At 65.3% G+C, this 22,483-nt stretch carries 23 protein-coding genes; 9 read left to right on the forward strand and 14 right to left on the reverse strand.

From position 1 onward, the window contains the following. Positions 1-33: 33 nt before the first annotated feature. On the reverse strand, positions 34-1,911 hold the full coding sequence (gene ggt / locus QFZ36_RS11735; RefSeq protein ID WP_306636620.1) for a gamma-glutamyltransferase: 1,878 nt from the start codon (positions 1,909-1,911) through the stop codon (positions 34-36). A gap of 199 nt (positions 1,912-2,110) precedes the next feature. On the opposite strand from ggt, the gene QFZ36_RS11740 reads away from it, so the two are divergent. After that, positions 2,111-3,427 carry an ATP-binding protein gene (locus tag QFZ36_RS11740; RefSeq protein ID WP_306636623.1) on the forward strand — a complete coding sequence of 439 codons (1,317 nt, stop codon included), beginning with the start codon at positions 2,111-2,113 and terminating at the stop codon, positions 3,425-3,427. Positions 3,428-3,436: 9 nt separating this feature from the next. Further along, entirely contained in the window at positions 3,437-4,696 is a 1,260-nt protein-coding gene (locus tag QFZ36_RS11745; RefSeq protein ID WP_306636624.1) for a low temperature requirement protein A, read from the forward strand. Here QFZ36_RS11745 and QFZ36_RS11750 read toward each other — a convergent pair. Genes QFZ36_RS11750 through gluQRS form a run of 3 tightly spaced genes read right to left on the reverse strand, consistent with a single transcriptional unit; the run spans position 4,674 to position 6,489 of the window. After that, the gene (locus QFZ36_RS11750; protein ID WP_306636625.1) at positions 4,674-5,327 is read right to left on the reverse strand and encodes an HD domain-containing protein; all 654 of its coding nucleotides are present in this window, start codon (positions 5,325-5,327) and stop codon (positions 4,674-4,676) included. The genes QFZ36_RS11745 and QFZ36_RS11750 overlap by 23 nt on opposite strands. 26 nt (positions 5,328-5,353) lie before the next feature. Further along, on the reverse strand, positions 5,354-5,569 hold the full coding sequence (locus QFZ36_RS11755; RefSeq protein WP_306636626.1) for an AsnC family protein: 216 nt from the start codon (positions 5,567-5,569) through the stop codon (positions 5,354-5,356). Positions 5,570-5,601: 32 nt separating this feature from the next. Beyond that, positions 5,602-6,489, reverse strand: coding sequence for a tRNA glutamyl-Q(34) synthetase GluQRS (gene gluQRS / locus QFZ36_RS11760; RefSeq protein WP_306636627.1), 888 nt, complete (start codon positions 6,487-6,489; stop codon positions 5,602-5,604). Between the two features lie 334 nt (positions 6,490-6,823). Here gluQRS and QFZ36_RS11765 point away from each other — a divergent pair, with 334 nt between their 5' ends. The 3 genes from QFZ36_RS11765 (at position 6,824) to QFZ36_RS11775 (ending at position 9,508) form a co-directional block, all read left to right on the forward strand. Further along, positions 6,824-7,291: an Lrp/AsnC family transcriptional regulator gene (locus QFZ36_RS11765; protein WP_306636628.1), complete on the forward strand. Its 468-nt coding sequence runs from the start codon at positions 6,824-6,826 to the stop codon at positions 7,289-7,291. 79 nt (positions 7,292-7,370) lie between these two features. Beyond that, positions 7,371-8,858 carry a WXG100 family type VII secretion target gene (locus QFZ36_RS11770; RefSeq protein ID WP_306636630.1) on the forward strand — a complete coding sequence of 496 codons (1,488 nt, stop codon included), beginning with the start codon at positions 7,371-7,373 and terminating at the stop codon, positions 8,856-8,858. A gap of 137 nt (positions 8,859-8,995) precedes the next feature. After that, the gene (locus QFZ36_RS11775) at positions 8,996-9,508 is read left to right on the forward strand and encodes a hypothetical protein (RefSeq protein WP_306636632.1); all 513 of its coding nucleotides are present in this window, start codon (positions 8,996-8,998) and stop codon (positions 9,506-9,508) included. Between the two features lie 20 nt (positions 9,509-9,528). Here QFZ36_RS11775 and QFZ36_RS11780 read toward each other — a convergent pair whose 3' ends face one another. Further along, complete coding sequence (locus QFZ36_RS11780; protein ID WP_083435594.1) at positions 9,529-9,984, reverse strand: Lrp/AsnC family transcriptional regulator; 456 nt, start codon at positions 9,982-9,984, stop codon at positions 9,529-9,531. A gap of 105 nt (positions 9,985-10,089) precedes the next feature. Here QFZ36_RS11780 and QFZ36_RS11785 point away from each other — a divergent pair, with 105 nt between their 5' ends. Beyond that, positions 10,090-10,728 carry a LysE family translocator gene (locus QFZ36_RS11785; RefSeq protein ID WP_306636634.1) on the forward strand — a complete coding sequence of 213 codons (639 nt, stop codon included), beginning with the start codon at positions 10,090-10,092 and terminating at the stop codon, positions 10,726-10,728. Between the two features lie 7 nt (positions 10,729-10,735). On the opposite strand, the gene QFZ36_RS11790 is transcribed toward QFZ36_RS11785, so the two are convergent. The 6 genes from QFZ36_RS11790 to QFZ36_RS11815 form a co-directional block, all read right to left on the reverse strand. Next, positions 10,736-11,713, reverse strand: coding sequence for a hypothetical protein (locus tag QFZ36_RS11790; RefSeq protein WP_306636637.1), 978 nt, complete (start codon positions 11,711-11,713; stop codon positions 10,736-10,738). 56 nt (positions 11,714-11,769) lie between these two features. Further along, positions 11,770-12,081 (reverse strand): nuclear transport factor 2 family protein, encoded by a 312-nt coding sequence (locus QFZ36_RS11795; RefSeq protein WP_306636638.1) that lies wholly within the window; start codon positions 12,079-12,081, stop codon positions 11,770-11,772. A gap of 102 nt (positions 12,082-12,183) precedes the next feature. Then, positions 12,184-12,687, reverse strand: a complete 504-nt coding sequence (locus tag QFZ36_RS11800) for a DUF456 domain-containing protein (RefSeq protein ID WP_306636640.1) — start codon at positions 12,685-12,687, stop codon at positions 12,184-12,186. 98 nt (positions 12,688-12,785) lie between these two features. Further along, positions 12,786-13,985 (reverse strand): NAD(P)-dependent malic enzyme, encoded by a 1,200-nt coding sequence (locus tag QFZ36_RS11805; RefSeq protein ID WP_306636642.1) that lies wholly within the window; start codon positions 13,983-13,985, stop codon positions 12,786-12,788. Positions 13,986-14,268: 283 nt separating this feature from the next. Continuing rightward, positions 14,269-14,877 (reverse strand): TetR/AcrR family transcriptional regulator, encoded by a 609-nt coding sequence (locus tag QFZ36_RS11810; RefSeq protein WP_306636644.1) that lies wholly within the window; start codon positions 14,875-14,877, stop codon positions 14,269-14,271. A gap of 137 nt (positions 14,878-15,014) precedes the next feature. Beyond that, positions 15,015-16,337 carry an MFS transporter gene (locus QFZ36_RS11815; protein ID WP_306636646.1) on the reverse strand — a complete coding sequence of 441 codons (1,323 nt, stop codon included), beginning with the start codon at positions 16,335-16,337 and terminating at the stop codon, positions 15,015-15,017. A gap of 143 nt (positions 16,338-16,480) precedes the next feature. On the opposite strand from QFZ36_RS11815, the gene rraA reads away from it, so the two are divergent. From rraA to QFZ36_RS11830, 3 genes are all read left to right on the forward strand, one after another. Continuing rightward, positions 16,481-16,975, forward strand: a complete 495-nt coding sequence (gene rraA / locus QFZ36_RS11820) for a ribonuclease E activity regulator RraA (protein WP_306636648.1) — start codon at positions 16,481-16,483, stop codon at positions 16,973-16,975. 108 nt (positions 16,976-17,083) lie between these two features. After that, positions 17,084-18,736, forward strand: a complete 1,653-nt coding sequence (locus tag QFZ36_RS11825) for an MDR family MFS transporter (protein ID WP_306636650.1) — start codon at positions 17,084-17,086, stop codon at positions 18,734-18,736. Between the two features lie 228 nt (positions 18,737-18,964). Next, on the forward strand, positions 18,965-20,404 hold the full coding sequence (locus QFZ36_RS11830) for a sugar porter family MFS transporter (protein WP_306636654.1): 1,440 nt from the start codon (positions 18,965-18,967) through the stop codon (positions 20,402-20,404). A 120-nt stretch (positions 20,405-20,524) separates the two neighbouring features. Here the strand turns inward: QFZ36_RS11830 and QFZ36_RS11835 are convergent, their stop codons facing one another. From QFZ36_RS11835 to QFZ36_RS11845, 3 genes are read right to left on the reverse strand one after another with little or no spacing between them, the layout of a single operon-like run. Further along, the gene (locus QFZ36_RS11835) at positions 20,525-21,742 is read right to left on the reverse strand and encodes an MFS transporter (RefSeq protein WP_306636657.1); all 1,218 of its coding nucleotides are present in this window, start codon (positions 21,740-21,742) and stop codon (positions 20,525-20,527) included. Positions 21,743-21,770: 28 nt separating this feature from the next. Then, entirely contained in the window at positions 21,771-22,217 is a 447-nt protein-coding gene (locus QFZ36_RS11840) for a MarR family winged helix-turn-helix transcriptional regulator (RefSeq protein WP_306636659.1), read from the reverse strand. 34 nt (positions 22,218-22,251) lie between these two features. Further along, complete coding sequence (locus QFZ36_RS11845; RefSeq protein WP_306636661.1) at positions 22,252-22,455, reverse strand: hypothetical protein; 204 nt, start codon at positions 22,453-22,455, stop codon at positions 22,252-22,254. Between the last annotated feature and the right edge of the window lie 28 nt (positions 22,456-22,483).

Here is a 22,483-nt window from a genome sequence, read left to right on the forward strand (position 1 = left end):
TGCCGCCGTCGTTAGCTGTTGTTCAGTTCCTGTTCAGTGTGATCGTGTCACCACCATCGCCGAGCCACCGCCTCGCCGTACGGGTTCAGCTACGGCAGTCACGGATTTACCGTCGCGGCTGAACTCGATGGCTGTCGCGGCACCGATCTCCGCCGCGGATGTTCCAAGGGCACCCGGTGTAGTAAAGCTATGCCCGTACCGGGCCGACAAGACCTTCCCCGATGGCGAGTCGATGAATGCCTGTTCGGCCGAAACTTGGGCCGTGTTGCGCTGGGAGGCGCGGGGGGCGGCCAGGGCGTCCTCGATGCTCATGCCGAGGTCGATCCGGTTAATCAATGTCTGGAGAACCGTGGTGATAATCGAGGCTCCGCCAGGGGACCCAAGCGCCAGGACCGGCTGGTCATCCTTGAGCACGATAGTGGGCGACATGGACGAACGCGGGCGTTTGCCCGGCTGTATGCGGTTCGGGTCCGTTTCGTTGAACACCGGCGAGAAGTCGGTGAGTTCGTTGTTCAGGATGAACCCGCGGCCGGGAACCACAATGCCGGACCCGCCAGTCTGCTCGATGGTGAGGGTGTACTCCACCACGTTGCCCCATTTGTCGGAGACTGTGAGGTTGGTGGTGTTGATATTCTCGCTGTCCTTTTCGTCCTCGTGGGCACCAGGCTCAACGTCGCAGGCGCCGTCGTAGTCCACCACGTCTCCGGCCGCCACCGGCTTCGTCGCCGCGTGCAGCGGGTCGATCTCGCAGGCCCGCTCCTTCCCGAATACGGGGTCGAGGAGCGCCTTCGTGGGGACGTCGACAAAAGCGGGGTCACCCACATACTTGCCCCGGTCCGCGAATGCCAGGGCGCTTGCTTCCAGGTAGTGGTGCAGCACAGCAGATTGGTTGCTCGCATTGCCATCGCCTTTCACCAGGCCCGGCAGATCGAACGTCTCCAGGATGTTCAGTGCCTCGCCCACGGTGGTGCCACCGCTGCTGGACGGGGCCATGCCGTAGACGTCGTAGCCGCGGTAGTCCACGTGGGTGGGATCGCGGTCCAAGACCTTGTAGTCATTGAGGTCCTCGGCCTTCATGACGCCAGCTGGCCCAGGAACCGGAACCATAGGATCCAGAGAAGACGGCGCGTTCCGGACGGTGGAAACGATCTCTTCTGCCAGCTCGTCCTCGTAGAAGGCATCCATTCCCTCCCGCGCAAGGAGACGGTATGTCTGAGCCAGATCTTCGTTCTTGAAGGTTGATCCCACGGCGGGCGCATCGTTGTCCGGTCCCGGCAGGAAGAGCTTTCTGGTTGCTTCGAACGGAAGGAAACGATCCTTGTTTTCGAGGGTCTGCTTGCGGAATGTCTCGTCCACCGCAAACCCGTCCGTTGCCACGTCAATGGCGGGCTCCAGGACGTCGCCAAGGCTTAGGCTCCCCCAGCGCTTCAATGCCCGCTCCCACGTAGCAGCAGTACCGGGAACCCCCACGGAAATGCCGCTGGTCGCCTGCTTCTTGAACTCAAATGCCTCTTTGGTGCCGGGCTTTATGAACGCGTCCCTCGGCATCGCCGCCGGGGCAGTCTCCCGGCCGTCGATGGTTCTGACTTTGCCCTCCCGGGCGTCATAAAACACAAAGTAGCCGCCCCCGCCGATGCCGGCGGAATACGGCTCTGTGACGCCAAGGGTGGCTGCCGCGGCGACGGCTGCATCGACGGCGTTACCGCCTTCGCGTAGGACTTCGATGGCTGCGGCAGATGCGTCAAGATCCACCGTGCTGACGGCACCGCCGTAGCCCATGGCCGTAGGAGTCTTTTTGATCTCCTCGGCAGCCCCGGAATGTGCAGAGGCGGGGCTGATGATGGCTCCGGTGGTCACGCTCATTGCCAGCGCAGCCGTTATGGCGGCGGCCCGGCGTCCCAGAATTGGCATGATTGCTCCTGAAAGGGTTTTGAGTGATGTGGGTCACGCTACTCCTCGGCCAGTGGACACTCAACGGAATTCCCTACCCAACGGGCCCCCTCTAAGCGTCATGCAACCGACCGGCAACGCCCCGCGGCGCCCGGTTCGCATATGCTTCGCTGAGTAGCTCACGCTGGCTCAAGGACGAACCACAACAGGAGTAATGCTGATGACCAACTGGCGGATCAGGGACTTCCACTCATCGGACCTGGACGGGATCCTGCACCTCTGGGAAACCCTCAAGGCCCACAACGTCGAGCCGGTTTATGCCCTCTCCGAGGTCCTCGCATCCTGCGAGAAGGACCACGCCGTCGTGGCGGTGCAGGGCGACCAGGTGGTGGGCGCCGCCGTCGGACGCGCCGCGCACGACCAGGGCTGGATCGTTTTCCTGGCCACCCTGCCCGAATACCGCGGCCGGGGCATCGGCACGTCGCTGCTGGCCGCCGTCGAAAACCGCATGGCCCCGCATGGGCTGAACAAGCTCTCGGCACTGATGCCCGAATCCGAAACCCGGGTGGAAGCTTTCCTGGGCCGAGGCTTCGCCCTCAAGAAGAACCTGCGTTATTTCGAACGGACCATCCCGGTCCAGCGGCAGGAACTCGGCGCACTCGGCCAGCTCGGCGGGCGCGTCCTGGCCCGCGACCTGTGGGAAAACGTGGCCGGCATGCGCAAGGAAAAGGAATTGCTCGAACGCCGGCTCGTCCTTCCCCTCGCAGAGGCGGACCTTGCGGACGAATTCGGTGTAGTGCCGCCGCGCGCCGTCGTGCTCTTTGGCCCTCCGGGCACCGGGAAGACCACTTTCGCCAAAGCCATCGCCTCCCGGCTGGAATGGCCGTTCGTCGAAGTCTTCCCCTCCCGTCTCGCCGCCGATCCCCAAGGCCTGGCGGGGGCGCTGCGTGAGACGTTCCTGGAAATCGCCGAGCTGGAGCACGCAGTGGTGTTCATCGACGAGGTGGAGGAGATCGCCTCCCAGCGCTCCGGCGAACCACCGTCGCCGCTCCAGGGCGTCACCAACGAACTCCTCAAGATCATCCCGGCGTTCCGCGAACAGCCGGGCCGCCTGCTGGTGTGCGCCACCAACTTCATCCGCGCCCTGGACACCGCCTTCCTGCGCCACGGCCGCTTTGACTACGTCATCCCCATCGGACTGCCGGACCGGCAGGCCCGCGAAGCCATGTGGCAGCGCTTCATCCCTGCCCCCGTGGTGGATGCCGTGGACGTGGAGCTGCTCGTGGAACGCACCGAGGGATTCTCGCCCGCGGACATCGAGTACGCCGCCCGGAGCGCCTCCCAGCGGGCGCTGGAAAAAGCTGTGTACGACGACGGCGGGCTGGCCTCCGGCGGCACAGTTTCCGTCCGGGAGGCGGTACGGAAGGGGCCCTCCACGCAGGACTACCTCGACGCCATCGCCGAAACCCGGACCACCGTCAGCGCAGAAGTCCACCAGGAGTTCCTGGAGGACATCGACGCGTTGGGCCGCGTGTAACTTTGGTTTATGTCCTCCAATCCCCTCCGGCACGCCATGGCACGCATGGGCGGCCGGGACCCGCATGAGAAGCACCGGGCCGCGACACCGCTGGAACTCTTTTTCGACCTGACGTTTGTGATCGCGTTTGGCGTGGCCGGCAGCCAGTTCGCCCACGAAATCGCGGAAGCGCACTTCATCCCCGGCCTGCTGGGGTTCTCGTTCGCGATGTTCGCCGTGATCTGGGCGTGGATCAACTTCACGTGGTTCGCCAGCGCCTACGACACCGACGACTGGATCTTCCGGGTGGTCACCATGATCCAGATCGTGGGAGTCCTGATCCTCGCCATGGGGATCGAGCCCATGTTCCGTTCCCTCGTGGAGGGGAAGCACGTGGACAACGCCGTGATTGTGGGCGGCTACGTGATCATGCGGCTCGCGCTGGTGACTCAATGGCTCCGGGCCGCCCGGCAGGATCCGGCAGGCCGCGACACCTGCCTGCGCTACGCCAAGTACCTCGTGGTGGTGCAGCTCGGATGGATCGCCGTGCTCTTTATCGAGGCCGACGTTTCCACCACTCTGATGATGATCCTGCCCTTGATCGTGCTGGAGATGGCCACCCCTTATGCGGCCGAGCGCAAGGCCAGGACCCCCTGGCACGCGCACCATATTGCCGAACGGTACGGACTCCTGGCCATCATCGCCCTGGGCGAATGCCTGATCGGCGCTATCGAAACCCTGCGCGCCATTGTGGGGACCCACGGCTGGAGCGTGGATGCTGCATTGGTGGGCTTCGGCGGAACGGCCCTGGCCTTCGGCATGTGGTGGATCTACTTTCTGCTGCCCGCCGGACGGGCGCTCCACTTGCGCCGCCACAGGTCGTTCCTCTTCGGCTACGGCCATATTCCGATCTTCGCCGCGATCGCGGCCACGGGCGCAGGGCTGCATGTGGCCGCCTACTACATCGACCACGAAGCCCACATCAGTGCAGCAGCCGCGGTGGCCACCATTGCGGTCCCGGTGGCACTGTTCAAGGGCTCGCTGACCTGGCTGTACAGCGTGATGATTGGTCCGGACCGGACTGTTATCTCCGTGGCGGCTGGGGTGCTGATAACGCTGGCGGCTTCAGTCGGCCTTGCTGCGGCCGGAGTGTCCGTCCCGGTATGCCTGCTGGTGATTGTGCTGGCACTCGGTGCTTCCATAGTTATCGACGAGCGCCGCGGCTCCGAGCGGCTGCACCACGCCCTGGAAAAGCTGGAGGCGGAAACTAGCGCTCCTCAGCAGGCCTAGCCTCAGGCACGGCCGCGGTGGCGGCGTCCGTTTCCTCGTAGGACAGGTTCTCGTAATCCGTGGTGTCTTCCTCGTCCAGCCGGTTGTCCAGCTCCTCCAGCAGCCACGGATTGACGCGCGCGAGGATTTTCCGGACTTCCTCGACCTCGACGGCGGCGTACAGCACCGGCCGGGCGTCGCGGTATTTGGTGACTGGGGCTTTGTCCGGCCACTTCTCCGCCAGCGCCTGGACCCGCTCCGGCAGCGAGTTGTGGGCGTTGTCGGCGATCTTGACCAGGGCAGCATCGTGGTCCTCGGCGATCTCGCGGATCCCCGACTGGTAGTCGTCGGGGTTGCTGTGCAGCCGGTTGGTGACCCGTTCAATGATCTCCACGGCCCGCTCGGAGACGCCCATATCCAGCAGCGCCTGCCGGGTTATCGGAGTGTCTTCGGCGATGTCGTGCAGGTACCCCGCAATCCGGATGTCGTCGTCGAAGTCCGCCAGGGCGTCACCGACGGCGAGGACATGCTCCCGGTAAGGCCGCTTCAGCTTGTCCTTCTGCCGGTTGTGGGCCACCTCGGCCAGGACCTTGGCAGTCTCAACGGTGAACCTGGGGGCCGGATTCTGGTCCGGAAAATGCTCGTCTGACATATCCCAAGCCTAGGCTGGCCAGGACCCTACTGCTTGCCATACTTTCGGTGCACCGCCTGTTTGCTGACACCCAGGCACAGTGCAATGGCCTCCCAGGACAGTCCGGCCTGCCGCGCGCCGCGGACGAGGGCCGATTCGGTGCGGCTCACTTCCTTCTGTAATTCGGCGACGGCGTGCAAGGCCTCTGCCGGCTCCATGCCGTCCATCGATCCCACCAGCGTTTTCATCCGTTCCACCTCCATGCCGTCAACAATAGTTGACGCGCCTAATGGCGTCAACGAAAGTTGACACCCCATACCCACGGCTCCCTGGGCAACCCGGCCGGATTGAAAGCGTTCAGCGCCTGTTCCAGGGATCCGGCCGGAAGCCCCAACGATTCCAGCAGCCGGTCCCGCACTGCATCGGAAGAAACGCCAGCACCAGCCAGGTCTTGCAGCGTCACCGCGCCGTCCCGCTTCGCCAGCCGAACGCCGTCGTGGTTCACCACCAGGGGGACATGCGCATATTCGGGAACAGGAATATTCAGGAGCGAGGCGAGGTAGGCCTGCCGCGGCGTTGACGGGAGGAGGTCGTCGCCGCGGACCACCTGGTCGATGCCCTGTTCAGCGTCATCCACCACAACGGCGAGGTTGTACGCAGTCACTCCATCGTTCCTGCGGAGCACAAAGTCATCCACCATGCCGGTGTAGGTTCCGTGCAGCACATCATGCACGGTGTATTCCGAGACGCCTGCCCGAAGCCGGACGGCAGCGGGCCGGGTGGAACGCTTGAACTCCAGCTCAGCCGGGTCGAGGTTCCGGCAGGTCCCCGGATAGGCGCCCTGAGGCGCATGGGGAGCCGAGGCCGCCTCCTGGATTTCGCGGCGCGTGCAGAAGCATTCGTAGGTGAGGCCGGCGGTCTGGAGCCTGGAAATCGCTGCGGTGTACAGGGAGCCCCGGGCGGTCTGGCGTACCACCTCGCCGTCCCAGGTCACGCCAATCGCCGCCAGGTCCCGCAACTGCTCCGCCTCCGCGCCGGACCGCGCCCGGTCCAGGTCCTCCACCCGCAGCAGGAAGTTCCGGCCGGTGGAGCGGGCAAACAGCCATGCCAGGATCGCAGTCCGAAGATTTCCTGCATGAAGCTCACCGGAGGGGCTGGGGGCAAAGCGGCCGGCGGAGGTCATGGATCCAGCCTATGCGGGAGGCAGGCGCGCGGGGACAAACACAAGAGCCCCTCAGCTACCGATGACTTCGGGAGTCCGACGTCGGTAGCTCAGGGGCTCTTGCTGTGGTTGCTTCAATGACCATGGTGTGAACAAGCGTCAATCAGCGGCAGCCTCCTTGCGGGAAGCGGTGTCCAGTTGCCGGGTGATGTGCCGGGGAACCTGTAGCCTGCGGGAATCGGCGGTAGCCTTTGCCCTTGTTGCCACAATTTCAGCAGACATCCTACAGTTAGGGCAACCAGCGGAACCTGAGATGATCAGTTTGACCAATCGTGGAGCCTCCAACCGACAGGAAATGATCAGATTGCAGGAACTGGACGCCACGGACAGGCGGATCCTGAGTGCACTGGACGACGACCCCCGCGTTCCCATCATGGTGCTGGCGCAGAAGCTGGGCCTGGCCCGCGGAACAGTGCAGAGCCGGCTGGAGCGGATGACGGCGTCCGGCGCCTTGCGGCCCAACAGCAGCAGGGTGCTTCCTGCGGCGCTCGGACGGGGGGTGGCCGCCGCGGTCAGTGCTGAGTTGGACCAGAGCCACCTCAACGAGGCCATCACTGCGCTTCGGAAGATTCCCGAGGTCCTGGAATGCCATGCACCGGCGGGCGACACCGACCTGCTGATCCGTGTGGTGGCCACCAGCCCGGACGACCTCTACCGGGTGTCAGAGGAAATCAGGCTGTGCCCGGGAATCGTCCGGACCTCCACCAGCATGTTCCTCCGCGAAGTGATCCCCTACCGGACCACCGGCCTGCTGAAGGAATAGCCGCGGGCGGGGAGCTCTCCCCATCGCCTCTTCGCCAGGCGGCGGTTAGGCTGGCACGGGAGTCCAAACGGGGGGAAGCATGGCAGGGAATTTTTACGGTGCTGACCTAGTGCAGCTACGGCAGCTTGCCAAGGACCTTGCCGGCGGCGCTAACAGGCTGAACGCCCTGGGCCAGCAGCTCGGCAGCAGCATCAGCTCCACTGCATGGAGGGGGCACGACGGCGAGCGCTTCCGAAGCGAGTGGACGTCCGCCCATCTGCGGTTCCTGAAGTCCGCAACGGCAGGGCTGGAAGCGGCGTCAAAGGCGCTGCTCGCCAACGCGGACGAGCAGGAGAAGGCCAGCACCCGCGGTGGCTCGGGCGGGCCCGGCGGCGGGAGCGGAGGTCAAGGCGGCGGTTCGGGTACCGCCCAGGACCTGACGGACACCCTGAACTCCATGACCCCTGACGAACGCCGGGAATACCTCCAGAGCGAAGAATTCAAACAGTGGGCGCTGGCCAACCCTGACGCCGCCAAGGCCGCCATGGATTCTGCGGCAGACTCTGGCCTGATCACCAGGAACTCCAAGGCCTACCGGGACTTCCTCAGTTCCTACTGGAACCAGCAGGCCATGCTGGATATGGGCATTGACCTCCAGGACTGGGACACCTCAAAGGGCACCGAATACAACTGGGAAACCACCAGGAAGGTCTACGACTTCTACGGCCAGGCCTACCTCGCCAACCCTGACCTGCAGTGGGCCGGCATGGCCAACATGATCGGGCCGTCCTTCGCCGGCGGCTTCAGGGACATGGCCATGCTCCGGGATCTCGCCCAACAGATCGCGGACAACCCCGCGTCGGACATCCCGCTCCCCGTCCTGGACCAGATCGAACAGCTCGCCGGGATGACGGACCAGGAAATCCGCTTCTACGAAACCAGCATGCTGGACATGAACAAGGAAATCTTCCTGGACCAGGCCCGCCAGCACCAGGCCTACATGGACGGCGGCCTGGCCGAGATCAACAGGCTGCGCGACTCGGGTGCCATCGATCCCGGTACCGCGGAGGAGTGGGCAAAGATCGATTCCGGAGACCCCGGGCTTGTCCGGGAGGGCAACACGGCCCTGCTCTACCGTGAGCAGAACGAGATCATCGCCGACGACTACGGTTCCATGCGCAACCACCCGGGCGGCGAGGCTGTGACCTACATGGTGACACTGGCCGGCGAGCCCTCCATTCCCGGCGCGAAGAGCTACGCGGAAGTGTTCCCTTTCGAGTTCAGCGTTGAGAGTCCCGGACCGGAAAACGTGCCCTTCACCAACTGGGACAACCCCACACAGTTCCGCACCGACTTCACCACGGGTTTCCCCGACGGCAACATCTCCGACGCAGACCAGCGCTGGGCGCTCATCCGGCAGGATACGCTGCCGGCCTACCAGGACCTGCTGGCCACCGATCCTGCCCGGGCCCGGCAGGTCATCGCCTCGGACTTCGATGACCGGGTGGAACAGTACAGGCCTACCAACAACATCCCCGGGATCATGGACCGCTTCCTGGACCGCTTCGACGCGGAGGTCCACCAGTGACTCCATTACGCGGAAACGCAACCACCCGCTTAAGGCGCCAGGCCGCCGTCGTACTCCTGGCACTCGCTGCAAGCCCCGCGTTGGCGGGATGCCAGATCAGTGGGCCAGCCGCCGAACCGACCTCTCAAGGGAGCACCGTGAACACCTCCGAATTCTCCACCCTCGACGCAGCCGGTGTGGCCGCGATCCGTGACTCCAAAACCGCACGGCTGGACATGACGTCCGGGCGGCTCAGCAAGGACGACGTCCGCGTGACGCAGGACAGCTATGGGCCCGAAATCAACACCAAGGACTCGGGCAAAATCAGCCTGATCATCGCCGCACCGTCAGGCGAAATCAGCGGGGAGACGGACCGTATCCGTTTCAACACCACGGATCAGCGCAGCGATTTCAGCGAGGTCACCTACTTCCTCACGGCGAATACGCCCAAGGAGTACTTCCAGCTCATCCGCGAGGGCGTCGACCGGTACGGCATTTCAGCCGACTCAGCCGAAGAGTGGATCAGCAGCACCCAAGCTGACCCGGGTTCGAAGAGCGATTTCTCCATCACCTCCGGCCGGTCCACCGGGCTCGACGTCAACTACGACCTGCGGTACGACGGCGGCAAGGACACCCAGGTGATCATTGTCCACATCCGCCCGGTGAGCTAGGCCGGGCTTCAGCAACGTCCCTAGACCGGCGGGCCGGCGTTGGACTTCAGGTTCTTCATCACCAGGGTGGACGTCAGCCGCTCCACCCCCGGCAGAGACGTGAGTTCGGCGTCGTAGAAACGCTGGTAGGCGGGCAAGTCCTCGGCGATGACCTTCAACAGGTAGTCGGGTGAGCCAAAGAGCCGTTGCGCCTCCACGACATTCGGATTCTCCGCCACCCGGTTTTCGAAGACCTCCATGGTGGCGCGGTCCACCTGGCGCAGGGTGACAAACACAATTGCCTCAAAACCCAGTCCCACGGCGGAGGGATCAATGTCCGCCCGGTAGCCCCGGATCACACCTGATTGCTCCAGGTCACGCAGCCGCCGGTGGCACGGGGCCACCGTCAAACCGACCTTGGCGGCGAGCGCCGTGGCGGTCATCCTGCCGTCTTCTTTGAGGTGGCGCAAAATATTTCTGTCGATGTGGTCAATCACGCAAGAAGCTTACCGCCATACGACCGATACGGGCGAAAAAGGACAGCACTTCTGCGGCCAAAGTATCTAGGGTTTGTCCTGACGCACCATGTGGCAGGAGAAAGAATGAATCCGGAGCTGTTTTTGGCCTTTGTGCTGGTGGCGGCCGCCTTGGCATGCACCCCCGGCGTGGACTGGGCGTACTCCATTGCGGCCGGGCTCAGGCAGCGGAGTTTCGTGCCGGCCGTGGCAGGGCTTTGCGGCGGATATGTCCTGCATACGGTCCTGCTGGTGGCGGGACTGGCGGCCCTGCTCACGGGGATGCCCGGCGTCCTGGGCTGGATCACGCTGGCCGGCGCGGCGTACTTGTTGTGGCTCGGCATCAGCACGCTCCGTTCCTGGCGCGAAGCCAGCTTCACTGCCGGGGCTGGCACTGGGGGCAGCACCAGGCTCCGCACATTCCTTCAGGGCATGGGCACCAGCGGCATCAACCCCAAGGGCCTGCTCTTCTACGTGGCGCTGGTTCCCCAGTTCGTGAGCGCCGATGCGTCCCTTCCCGTGCCAGTGCAGTCGGGCCTGCTGGGGATGACGTTTGTGCTGCTCGCGGGCCTTGTGTACACCGCCGTCGCCCTGCTCTCCCGCACCCTGCTGCAGAGCCGGCCGGGAGCCGCCCGCCTGGTGACCCTTGCCAGCGGAGTGATCATGGTGGTGCTGGGTGCGGTACTGCTCGGCGAGCAGCTGCTGCCGGTTGTTACGGCGAAGTAAGGCCCCTTTACTCGTCGCTGAGCTTCTTCCAGTCCTGTTCCCAGATCCGGCGCATCTCCTCGTCCTTGCGGATGGGTACCGGCGCGGCGATCTCCCTCTGTGGCACGGGGTCCTCCCGGCGCCGGCCCCAGTCACGCGGGTTGAGCGAGCGCCGGCTGGAGTCCAGCACCAGCAGCGCCCGGTCCGTGAGGGCGTCATTGCGCAGCGTCAGGTGGGTCTTGCGCCGGCGCAGGACCTCGGCGAGCGCCTGGTGCGCCGCCTCGTACCGGCCTTCGCGCCGCAGGGCCCGCGCCCGCACCAGCAGCAGTGCGGCGGAGAGATCGTCGGCATTGAGCAGGCCTTCGGTCCAGTCGATCACCGTCCGGCTCCGGCCCAGGGTCAGCGCCAGTGAGCAGCGCGCCAAAGCCATGGGGAGCGACGGCGGCAAGCCGGCCAGGGCGTCCAGCGCAGCTTCCGTGCGGCCCGTCTCGCGGAACGAGTGTGCCAGCGCAAGGAATACCGACTCCTCGCTGAACAGGACCGGAATCTCCACGCGCTCGGCGAGTTCGATCCGGGTGACGATCCGGGTGAGGTAGCTGGACGAATAGCGGTTCGCTTCTTCGTCGTTCCTGGTGGTGAGCCCGCGCTGCAGGAGTTCCGATGCGCGCAGGTAGCCGCCGTGCTTGTACACGAGCAGCCCGGACATGAGGTAGCAAAGTCCTGCCCAGCCGGGGTAAGTGCGGGCCAGCGTGATCAGCCGTTCGGGCTCACGGCTGGTGAAGACGGCCTCGTGCACTGCCCTGGCCGGCTTGGGCAGCATCCGCTTGAGCCGGGGGATCTCCCCGTCCAAGGAGATCAAGGCGGGGTGGCGCCCGCCGAGCACACCGGTGAGCAGGCCGCCCACTCCGCCGGCAAGGTCATGGACGGGTGTGCGCAACTGGGGCTCGCCGAACGGTGTGAGGTCGCGGCTGTCCCAGTAGATCGGTGCAGGGTCCCCGGCGGTCATCCCTCCATGCTAACCGGGTCTTCCGGCCCGTTGGATGCCCGCCGGGACGAAGGGTCTCAGCCGCGTTCCATAAACCATTCGGTGAAGGCGGAAGCCCGGCCACCCGGGTCCAGCCGAATGACCCAGAGGTTGTCGTACGTGGGCCGGCCCCCCGAATAGGCAGTGACACCCTGGACGAAAGCGGTGCCGGCGTCCACGGCCAGCAGCTCCCAGCTGAACGTCCAGTCCCCTGGTACATCCCGGGCGGCGAGCCAGGCATCGACGATGCCGTCCTGCCCCTTCCAGGCATGCGGATCGTTGGGCCGTGTTTCGTACACAGCGTCCTCGGTAAAGAGGGCACGGATGTCCTCGGCCGGTTGTTCGTCCATGCTGCCTGATACTTGTCCATCCAGGCCTGCACGCGCTCCCGTGCTGAATCCCGCTCCGTCATGCTGCCGTTCTACGCCCAGCCCCACGCGGGCGCAAGCGTTTCAGCCGTTCGCAGCGGCGACCCACACGCCGATCACCCAGGTGCTGGCCGCGAGGCAGGCCAGGCCGAACTCGGCGAGCATTCCCAACCCCGTTGCTTTCAGGGCGGCCCAGCTGGAGGTTGCTGCGCTTCCGAGGTTCCTGGTGCGGGCGAGTTCGCTGAGCAGCAGGCCCGCGGCGAAGCCCACGAAGAGTCCCACCACGGGGATGATGAACATTCCCGCCACTCCGGCTACCAGCCCTGCCACGATGCTTAAGCTGGGGATAGCGTGCTCCTTCAGCTTCCGGCCCGTGAGGACAGCACTGGCGGCCATGCCTGCCACCACGAACACCATGGCAATCGCGAACACCACCCAGCCTGCGGTGCCGGCGCCGCCCCAGATGGCCCATGCCAGCAGGCTTGCGCCGATCAGGATGCTGCCCGGAAGCACCGGGATGACTGTGCCCGCCACGCCGACAAGAATTGCCAGGCCGCACAGGATGGTCACCAAGGTTTCGGAATTCATGCACCCCAGTCTATGGTTGGCGCCCACTTAACCCCCGACGGCGGCACCTCCCCCGCAGGAGAGGCACCGCCGTCGTACATCCGGTGAGGGAAGGGCCGCTACTCCGCTTCCACCGCGGCGGCGACGGCTGCGGTCACAGCGGGCGCAACACGCGGATCCAGCGGGCTCGGCACGATGTAGTCCGCCGAAAGGCCTTCCGCTGCAAGCTCCGCGATGGCGTAGGCAGCCGCGAGCTTCATCGCCGGGGTGATGCGGCGGGCACCGGCGTCAAGGGCGCCGCGGAAGATGCCCGGGAAGGCCAGCACGTTGTTGATCTGGTTGGGGAAGTCGCTGCGGCCGGTGGCCACCACGGCGGCGTACTTCACGGCGACCTCGGGCAGGACCTCGGGGTCCGGGTTGGACAGCGCGAAGACGATGGCGTCCTGGTTCATCAGCGCGAGGTGCGCTTCGTCCAGCTTGGAGGAGGAGACGCCGATGAAGACGTCGGCTCCGGCGAGGGCTTCGGCCGGGCCGCCTTCCACGCCGCGGGGGTTGCTGCGCCCTGCGATGTCCGCCTTCTTGCTGGCAGGGTCCGCCGCAAGGTCCTTGCGGCCGGCGTTGATGATGCCGCGGGAATCCAGCAGCACCACATCGTTAATGCCGGCGGCCAGCAGGATTTCGGCGACGGCAATGCCGGCCGCCCCTGCACCCGAGACCACCACGCGCAGGCTGTCGAGTTCGCGGCCCGTCACCTTGGCGGCGTTGGTCAGGGCAGCGAGGGCAACCACGGCGGTGCCGTGCTGGTCATCGTGCATCACCGGGCAGTCCAGCGCTTCGATGAGCTTTTCCTCGAGTTCGAAGCAGCGCGGTGCGGAGATGTCCTCGAGGTTGACGGCGCCGAAGCTGGGGCGCAGGCGGACGAGGGTTTCCACGATTTCGTCGACATCCGTGGTGTTGAGGACCAGCGGAATGGAGTCCAGGTCGCCGAAGGTCTTGAACAGGGCGGACTTGCCTTCCATCACGGGCAGCGAGGCGCTCGCTCCGATGTTGCCCAGTCCCAGGACGGCCGTGCCGTCACTGACCACTACCACCAGGCGCTCGGCCCAGGTGAGGGTGCGGGCCAGTTCAGGTTTGGCGTGGATGGCGCGGCTGACTTCGGCCACTCCCGGGGTGTAGGCGATGGACAGGTCGCGCTTGGTGGACAGCGGGACGGTGCTGGCGATGGAGAGCTTGCCGCCCTGATGGGCGTCGAAGATCTCGGCTTCGCTCAGCGCGGTGGCTGCGGAGTTGTCAGTGGCTGCAATTGCGTCAATGGACACGTCGTTGTCTCCTGGTGCTCGCCGTGGGCACACGGCACATGGTGCTCAGGCCCGAAAGAACCTGAGGCATTGGAAGAGGTGCGGCGGATTACCCAAGGGTGGCGGGTCCGATGGAGCTTCGGGGATACTCCCTGCTGCTCCGTTTCCATCATGCTAGCCAGCGGGAGAGGGCATCCCGGGACGATTTGACGGCGGTTGCCCGTGCTAAAACGTTTTTCCGACCACTTTCGTGACCCACGTCACGGCAATAAGCCGGATTTAATGACGTATTGGTCTAGACCGGTTACGCGGTCTGATGGAGTGTGTAGCTGCCCTCGGTGGCCGGAGCAAGCCGGGCGCAGGCCTTTTTGAGGTCCTCTTCGGCCTCAAAGAGGGACAGCCGCCGGTTCCTGACGGACTGGACCAGACCAGTGACCGTCAGCAGGAGCACCCTGGCCACAATGGCGTCACCGCAGGCATTGGCCACCACCTTTTCGCCCAGCGCGTCAATGTCGCGCAGCAGGACGGTGGTGTCCCGGTCCGGAAGGTACACCCCGCGGCTCAGGCACTGCTCCACTGCCGGCTGCATGACCCGCATGTGGAAGATCTCCATCACCAGGCCGCCGAGGGCCCGGCCCCGAAACCTGGCAGCGGTGGCCCGCCCTGCAGCCTGCAGCTCGCCGAGCTGGTGCCGGTAGAGCGCCAGCATCAGGTGCGTCGGGGTGGGAAAGTAGCGGTATAGCGTGCCCAGCGGAACATCCGCCTTTGCCGCCACCTCAGTCAGGTCCACGGACTCCAGGCCCTTGCGGGCAGAACTGCCGGCAGCGTCAAGGATGCGGTAATAGCGCAGCCGCTGGCGCGGGGCTGAGGGCATGGCGGCCATGGGCGGATGATCTGGAAGGGTCTCAGGCATCTGTATTCCGGGTTGAGTTTTGACGGTGCAGCAGCCAGGAGCGTCCCCATCCCGGACCGCCTGCGATCCGGTTCAACTATACGGCACAGCCATGTAGCGCAATTAGTCAGCCGGCTTACTTCCGGCATCCTGGAAGGTCAGCGGACGCCCTTGATCTTGACGACAAACACCGCACCCAGGAGGCCCATGACAGCCGCAGTAATGAACAGCGTGAAGTACCCCCCGAAGTACGTCACCGCGAGGAACGCGAGGCCGGTCGCGAACACCTGCGGCAGCGAAGCGGCCACGTTAATGACCCCCATATCCTTGCCACGGTCGGCGGCCTGCGGCAGCACCTGCGTCAGCAGCGCAAAGTCAACGGCCTGGTAGGCGCCGAACCCCACGCCCAGGATGGCGGCGCCAACCAGGGCGCCGGTCCATACTGGGAAAAACGCCATAGTGAGGCCCGCGAGGGCAATGAGGACTGAGGATCCGATCACAAACGGCTTCCGCCGGCCCAGCCGGTCGCTCCACGGCCCCGCGATCACCGCAGTAACCATCACCAACGCCGCATAAATGCCGGTCAGGATCAGGACTCCCAGCGCCGGGTTCTCAAGCTTGAGGACGTCCCCGAGGAAAAAGATCAGGTACACAATGGTCAACTGGTTGCAGACGTTCACCAGGAAGCGGGTGAGCCAGGCCCAGGCGAAGTCCGGGTGGCGGGCCGGGCTGATCCAGAAGCCGCGGAGGAAGCTGCGCCACGAGAAAGGCGGGCGGAGCGCCCTCGGCAGGGGCGGGTCATTCCGGTGGAACAGGTACGGCAGCACCGAGAACAGCAGGGCGACAGCACACAGGGCGTAGCCCACCATGTAGTTTCCCGACACCACCGCCCCGAAGACTGAGCCCAGGAGGATGCCCGCTGTTTGGCCCAAGGCCGCAACTCCCCCCACTCCGCCGCGCTGCAGCACCGGCACCCGGTCCGGGATGGCGGCGGTGATGGCCGCATAGGCCGCGTTGGCGCCCAGCTGGACCAGGCACCAGAACAGGACCATCAGGGCAACAGCCGTGGCCCCGGACAACGCCAGCAATGCTGCCGTGGCCAGGACGGCACCGCCCAGTACCCAGGGGGCACGCCGGCCGAAACCCGAGACCGTCCGGTCAGACAGCGCCCCGAACAGCGGATTGGCCACCAGGGATACGGCGGCACCGCACCCAAGTACGAGGGACGCGATGGCTTCCTTGTTTGTTTCGTCGATGCCAGTGGCCTGCTCGGCGATAAAGATGTTGATGGGCCCGAAGAACGCGGCATTGATGCCGACGTTGACCAGCACCAGCCCCGTGACCCACCGCGCGGTGACCTTCGCCGTCGGCTCGGCGAGCGCCGCCGTCGAATACTCTGCTCCGTCGCCGGGTTTTGATGAGGAACCGGGATCCGGCGCATGGCCGGGATCCGCTGCTGCGGGTATGTCTGGCAGGCTCATGGCTGGTTCCCCCTGGACGGTTAGCGATAAAAGTCAGACTATCGTGGGCTTCATGGCCCGGCTTGTTATTCGGCAACCTAATTTGCGGCAGCGTGCTGCCCGGCGACCGCAAAACGTGTGAGTACTGAAGACCTGGAGATCCCATGACGGCACCAGCCCAAAACCCCGCCAACAACATCAATACCGCCGACCTCTACGACGAACGCGGGGACGAGCTGGCCTCGGTGTCCCTGCAGTTCCAGTCCCTCGGCGGGCGCTCACACTTCAGCGGCGCGGCAAGGACCATCCGCTGCTTCCAGGACAACGCCCTGGTCAAAGCCACCCTTGGCACGCCGGGCAACGGCAACGTGCTGGTGGTGGACGGCGGCGGCTCGCTGGGCACGGCATTGATGGGGGACATGATCGCCGAAAGCGCCGTGGCCAACGGCTGGGCCGGCGTCGTGATCAATGGCGTCATCCGGGACCGCCAGGCGATCGCCGCGCTGGACCTCGGGGCGAAAGCCCTCGGCAGCAATCCGCGCAAGAGCGCCAAAGCCGGGGCCGGCGAAATTGATGTGGATGTGGAGATTGACGGTGTGACCATCCGCGCCGGCGCCATGATCTGGTGCGATCCGGACGGAATCCTCGTGGAGCGCTGAGGCGGCCAGGCCGCAAAGGACGAACACGTCCGGTTTCGGGGAATAGGTCCCGGCGTAAGATAGTTACTGAAAGCAACTATCAGAGCTTATTTCTTCCCTGGAGCACCCATGTCCCAACCCCCCGCCGCGCGCGCCGCCGGAGAAACCCTCACGCAGCGCCAAATCGTCACCGTTATGGTCGGCCTGATGCTGGGCATGTTCCTGGCCTCGCTGGACCAGACCATCGTGTCCACGTCCATCTACACCATCGCCAACGACCTGGATGGTCTCTCGCTCCAGGCCTGGGCCACCACCGCGTACCTCATCACGTCGACCGTGAGCACACCCCTTTATGGCAAGCTGAGCGACATCTTCGGCCGCCGCCCGCTGTACCTGACCGCCATCATCATCTTCCTGGCGGGTTCCCTCTACGCCGGCTCGGTGCACTCCATGACCGAACTGGCCATTGCCCGCGGCGCCCAGGGCCTGGGTGCCGGTGGCTTGCTGGCACTCGCGCTGACCATCATCGGCGACATCGTGTCCCTCAAGGACCGGGCCAAGTACCAGGGCTACTTCATGTCCGTGTTCGGCATCTCCTCGGTGCTTGGCCCCGTGGTGGGCGGCGCATTCGCCGGCTCGGCCAACATCCTGGGCTTTGACGGCTGGCGCTGGGTGTTCTTTATCAACCTGCCCATCGGCCTGGCAGCACTGGCAGTCGTTTTCCTGTTCCTGCACCTGCCGGCCAAGCACGTGAAGCAGAAGATTGACTACTGGGGTGCCGCAGCCATTACGGTGGCCATCGTGCCGCTCCTGCTGGTTGCGGAGCAGGGCCGCAGCTGGGGCTGGGCGTCCCTGAACTCCTTCCTTTGCTACGGCCTGGGCGTGGTGGGCGTTGCCTGGTTCCTGCTAGCCGAGAAGCGGGCCGGTGACTACGCGCTGATCCCGCTGCGGCTCTTCCGGAACGCAACCTTCGGCCTGTCATCGCTGCTGAACTTCATCATCGGCATCGGAATGTTCGGTGCGATCGCCATGCTCCCGATGTACCTGCAGCTGGTCAAGGGCCTCACGCCCACCGAGGCCGGCCTGATGATGATCACCTTCACCGTCGGCATCCTCACGGGCTCCATCACCGCGGGGCGCACCATCTCCTCGTCCGGCACCTACCGGATCTTCCCCATCATGGGCACGGCCATCCTCACCGCCGCCGCCATAGTGATGGGACTGTCCCTCGGCGTGGACACGGGCCTGTGGGTCCCCGGCGTAATCGCCGTGTTCTTCGGCATGGGCCTGGGCTTCTGCATGCAGCCGCTCACCCTGGCCATGCAGGTATCCGTGCCGCGCCGTGACATGGGCGTGGGCACGTCCTCCGCAGCGTTCTTCCGCTCCATGGGCGGTGCCGTAGGCACTGCAGTGTTCATCTCCATGCTGTTCAGCCTGGCGGCCAGCCGGATCGCGGACAGCATGAAAACGGCCATGGGAAGCTCCGACTACCAGGCCGTCCTGCGCGACCCAGCCGTGGCAGCGGACCCCGCCAACGCCAAGCTGTACGAGTTCTTCCAGAACGGGGCGTCCAACGATTCCCTCAACGACACCAGCTGGCTCCATACCGCCAACAGCACGCTGACCCGGCCCATCACTGAGGGCTTCGCCTACGCGATCGACACCGTTATGCTCACGGCAGCCGTCCTCACCGGCATCGCGTTCCTCATCAGCTTTGCGCTGCCCAACAAGAAGCTGTCGGACCCCAAGGCTGCCCCGCAGGAACCGGCGGCGGTGCACTAGCCCTCCCCCGGTAACGCGGACTGCCCCAGGGGCACCCCATTGAAGAGGACGACGGCGGCGCGGCCCGCCGTCGTCCTCTTGCTTTCTGCGGGGTGGTGGGAAAGCCCCGAGTGGAACAGGCCGCCATGGCGTGGAACACTGTGTAACGCGTGTGCGCCGGCCAGTGGCCGGTTCCGCAGCCGACGACGTCCGCACCGCATCCACCCGAACCCAGACCAAGGGAGCACCATGCCCACAGCCCAGGAGCAGACAACCGCCCGGATACCTCGGCGGGTGATCTGGCTGGCACTCGCAGGTGCGGTGGGCGGATTCCTGTTCGGCTTCGATTCGTCTGTGGTGAACGGCGCGGTGGATGCCATGAAGGACGAATTCGCATTATCCGAGGCCGTGACGGGCTTCGCCGTGGCCATTGCCCTGCTGGGCTGTGCGGCCGGCGCCTTCCTCGCCGGCAAGGTGGCGGACCGGTACGGCCGCATCCCCGCCATGAAACTGGGTGCGCTGCTGTTCCTGGTCAGCGCCATCGGCACCGGCTTCGCCTTCGGCGTCTGGGACCTGATCTTCTGGCGCCTGGTGGGCGGGCTGGGGATCGGCCTGGCCTCGGTCATTGCCCCCGCGTACATTTCGGAGATCTCGCCCCGCAAGGTCCGGGGCCGGCTCGCATCGCTGCAGCAGCTCGCCATCACCACCGGCATCTTCGCCGCGCTGCTCTCCGACGCGCTCTTCGCCACCAGTGCAGGCGGAGCGGACCAGGCGTTCTGGCTGGGAATTGAGGCCTGGCGCTGGATGTTCCTGGCCGCCGCCGTGCCCGCCGTGGTCTACGGCTGGGTTGCCTACACGCTTCCTGAATCCCCGCGGTTCCTGGTGTTCCTTGGCAAGGAGGACGAGGCCCGCAAGGTGTTCGATTCAATCGCCCCGGCGGAGGACACCGACCGCCACATCCGCGAGATCCGCGAAGCCATCGAGGAAGACAAGCTGGCCGGCCAGAAGGGCTCGCTGCGCGGCAACTTCTTCGGGCTGCAGGCAGTGGTCTGGGTGGGCATCATCCTGTCCGTCCTGCAGCAGTTCGTGGGCATCAACGTGATCTTCTACTACTCCACTACCCTGTGGAAGGCCGTGGGCTTCCAGGAGAAGGACTCGCTCGCCATCTCGGTGGCCACGTCCATCACCAACATCCTGGTTACCCTTGTGGCCATCGCCCTGGTTGACCGGATCGGCCGGCGGCCCATCCTGCTGGCCGGTTCGGTGGGCATGGCAGTTTCCCTGGGGGCCATGGCGCTGGCGTTCTCCTCGGCAGTGGGATCCGGCGAGGAGATTTCCCTGCCGGGCGCCTGGGGCCCCGTGGCGCTGGTGGCCGCGAACGTCTTTGTGGTCAGCTTCGGGGCATCCTGGGGCCCGCTGGTGTGGGTTCTCCTGGGCGAGATTTTCCCGTCCCGGATCCGCGCCCGCGCACTGGGCCTGGCCGCGGCTGCGCAGTGGGTGGCGAACTTTGCCATCACCCTGAGCTTCCCGGTGATGGCTGCCGGGTCGCTGCCGCTCACGTATGCCATGTACGCACTGTTCGCGGCGTTGTCGTTCTTCTTCGTGATGTTCAAGGTGCCGGAGACCAACGGCATGTCGCTGGAGCAGGCGGAGACGCTGTTCGTGGCGAAGGGCTCGAAGAAGGCCTAGCAACGCTCCATCACCTTTCGCAGTATTTCCTCCAACGCCCCATCACTTTTCGGTCTTAAACACCAAACCCTCCATCACGTGCTGTGAAGGAGGGTTTGCTGTTTTCCGGATGGGCAACGGTTACACGACGTGCGGCTCGTGCGCCGCCAGGTACTTCCGGCCGCCCAGGGCAACGCCGACGGCCACCACCATCGCCACCGCCCCGGCGAAGAACGGGACCTGCGGGCCAAAGTGCTCGCCCAGCTGTGCGGCAGCGAACGGGGCCAGGGCGCCGCCCATCCACCGCACGAAGTTGTAGCCGGAGGAGGCCACCGGCCGGGGCGAATCCGAAACGCCCATGGCCAGCTCGGTGTAGATGGTGTTGTTGATGCCCAGCAGGGCGCCGGAGACCACTACGAGGACGACGACGGCAGGCACCGAGTGCCCCGCGGCCAGCCCCAGAAGGGTGAGCATCAAGGCCAGGAGGGTTCCGGCCAGGACCCTGGTGGCCCCGAAACGGTTCTGCAGCACGGGCGCCACAAACACCGAGAAGACGGCCACGGCCACGCCCCAGCCGAAGAACACCCCGCCGATCCCGTAGGCGTCCATGCCCAGGATGAACGGGGTGAACGCCAGGATGGTAAAGAAGCCGTAGTTGTAGAACAGCCCGCTGACGGCGGTGGTGCGCAGTCCCTTATGGCCCAGGGCCAGCAGGGGATCCCGCAGGCGGACTTTCCGCTCCGGAAGCGGGGTCCTGGGAAGCAGCACGATCAGGGCCACAAAAGCGGCAGTCATCAAGGCCGCAGTTCCGAAGAAGGGTGCCCGCCACTGCCAGCCGCCCAACAGGGCGCCCAGGAGCGGGCCAAGCGAAATGCCCAGGCCCAATGCGGCCTCATAGAGGATGATGGCCGTGCCTGCACCGCCGCTGGCAACACCGACGATCACTGCCAAAGCTGTGGCAACGAACAGGGCGTTACCCAGCCCCCATCCGGCCCGAAACCCCACGAGCTGATCCACGCTGCCGGACAGGCCCGAGAGCGAAGAAAACACCACAATGACGGCGAGGCCGATCAGCAGGGTCTTCTTGCCGCCGATGCGGGAGGAAACGAAGCCGGTGATCAGCATGGCCACTGCCGTCACCAGGAAGTAGCTGGTGAAGAGCAGGGAAACCTCGCTGGGGCTGGCGTCGAGGTTGGTGGCGATGGCGGGCAGGATGGGGTCCACCAGTCCGATGCCCATAAACGCGAAAACGGCGGCCAGGGCTGTGGCCCATACCGCCTTTGGTTGTTTGAGGAACGAGGCCTTTTCGGCCTTCAGGGTTGCTTCTGCTGCCGGCAGTGTATCTGCTTGGCCGTTCATGGAGGGTGCTCCTAAAGGGGTGCTTGCGTCATTGCTGCAGCGACGCGTTGATTTTTCCGATGACGGGAAGTGCGGCCGCCAGAGTCTGCCGGTCCTGGTCGCTGAGCGAGCTGAGGATGCCGGCCATCACGGCGTTCCGCCGCGTATTGGCAGAGTCGACGGCGGCGCGACCCTCGGCGGTGAGCACCACGCGGACGGCTCGTGAGTCATCCGGGTCGGGTTCTCGGCGGGCCAATCCTGCCCGCTCCAGCTTGATGATCTGCTCCGTGGCGCTCGGCACCCGGACGCCAAGGTTCCGCGCGATCTCCCCTACCCGTATGCCGTCGTCCAGCAGCATCTTCAGGGTGCTGAGCTGGGCTGCGCTAAGTTCGCCCTCGGAATCGAGCCGCCGTACCAGGTACACACTGTGGCGGAGGGCCTCCCGGAAGTCACCGGCAAGCGCCTGCAGGGCCTTATCATCTCTTTTTCCAGTCATCGTTAGGTAGCCTAACAGTTAGGCTACCTAACAATCAAGCGTTTAGGGTTAGTTTCATGACCAGCAGGTGCGAATGGTCGGCGTCGATCGCTTGGAAGGCAAGCTCATAGGGCGCCATGTCCACGGTCCGTTCACGCCCTGAACCCAAGGCGTCGTCCGGGAGCAGCCGCACGATGGCCGGCAGATGGGCGGGTGAGGCGTGGCGGAGGCGGAAGGGATCACAGCACGACGCCGGCACTCAAGTGAGTGCCGGCGTCGTGATTGCG

The sequence above is a fragment of the Pseudarthrobacter siccitolerans genome (assembly GCF_030823375.1).
Classification (GTDB): domain Bacteria; phylum Actinomycetota; class Actinomycetes; order Actinomycetales; family Micrococcaceae; genus Arthrobacter; species Arthrobacter siccitolerans_A.

Bases quoted from the DNA above. Each gene is read 5' to 3' on its own strand.
- QFZ36_RS11815 (WP_306636646.1), bottom strand. From the start codon at position 16,337: ATGAGCCTGCCAGACATACCCGCAGCAGCGGATCCCGGCCATGCGCCG.
- rraA (WP_306636648.1), top strand. From the start codon at position 16,481: ATGACGGCACCAGCCCAAAACCCCGCCAACAACATCAATACCGCCGAC.
- QFZ36_RS11765 (WP_306636628.1), top strand. From the start codon at position 6,824: ATGATCAGATTGCAGGAACTGGACGCCACGGACAGGCGGATCCTGAGT.
- QFZ36_RS11785 (WP_306636634.1), top strand. From the start codon at position 10,090: ATGAATCCGGAGCTGTTTTTGGCCTTTGTGCTGGTGGCGGCCGCCTTG.
- QFZ36_RS11800 (WP_306636640.1), bottom strand. From the start codon at position 12,687: ATGAATTCCGAAACCTTGGTGACCATCCTGTGCGGCCTGGCAATTCTT.
- gluQRS (WP_306636627.1), bottom strand. From the start codon at position 6,489: ATGACCTCCGCCGGCCGCTTTGCCCCCAGCCCCTCCGGTGAGCTTCAT.
- QFZ36_RS11740 (WP_306636623.1), top strand. From the start codon at position 2,111: ATGACCAACTGGCGGATCAGGGACTTCCACTCATCGGACCTGGACGGG.
- QFZ36_RS11750 (WP_306636625.1), bottom strand. From the start codon at position 5,327: ATGTCAGACGAGCATTTTCCGGACCAGAATCCGGCCCCCAGGTTCACC.
- QFZ36_RS11755 (WP_306636626.1), bottom strand. From the start codon at position 5,569: ATGGAGGTGGAACGGATGAAAACGCTGGTGGGATCGATGGACGGCATG.
- QFZ36_RS11835 (WP_306636657.1), bottom strand. From the start codon at position 21,742: ATGAACGGCCAAGCAGATACACTGCCGGCAGCAGAAGCAACCCTGAAG.
- ggt (WP_306636620.1), bottom strand. From the start codon at position 1,911: ATGCCAATTCTGGGACGCCGGGCCGCCGCCATAACGGCTGCGCTGGCA.
- QFZ36_RS11790 (WP_306636637.1), bottom strand. From the start codon at position 11,713: ATGACCGCCGGGGACCCTGCACCGATCTACTGGGACAGCCGCGACCTC.
- QFZ36_RS11840 (WP_306636659.1), bottom strand. From the start codon at position 22,217: ATGACTGGAAAAAGAGATGATAAGGCCCTGCAGGCGCTTGCCGGTGAC.
- QFZ36_RS11810 (WP_306636644.1), bottom strand. From the start codon at position 14,877: ATGCCTGAGACCCTTCCAGATCATCCGCCCATGGCCGCCATGCCCTCA.
- QFZ36_RS11825 (WP_306636650.1), top strand. From the start codon at position 17,084: ATGTCCCAACCCCCCGCCGCGCGCGCCGCCGGAGAAACCCTCACGCAG.
- QFZ36_RS11830 (WP_306636654.1), top strand. From the start codon at position 18,965: ATGCCCACAGCCCAGGAGCAGACAACCGCCCGGATACCTCGGCGGGTG.
- QFZ36_RS11745 (WP_306636624.1), top strand. From the start codon at position 3,437: ATGTCCTCCAATCCCCTCCGGCACGCCATGGCACGCATGGGCGGCCGG.
- QFZ36_RS11770 (WP_306636630.1), top strand. From the start codon at position 7,371: ATGGCAGGGAATTTTTACGGTGCTGACCTAGTGCAGCTACGGCAGCTT.
- QFZ36_RS11795 (WP_306636638.1), bottom strand. From the start codon at position 12,081: ATGGACGAACAACCGGCCGAGGACATCCGTGCCCTCTTTACCGAGGAC.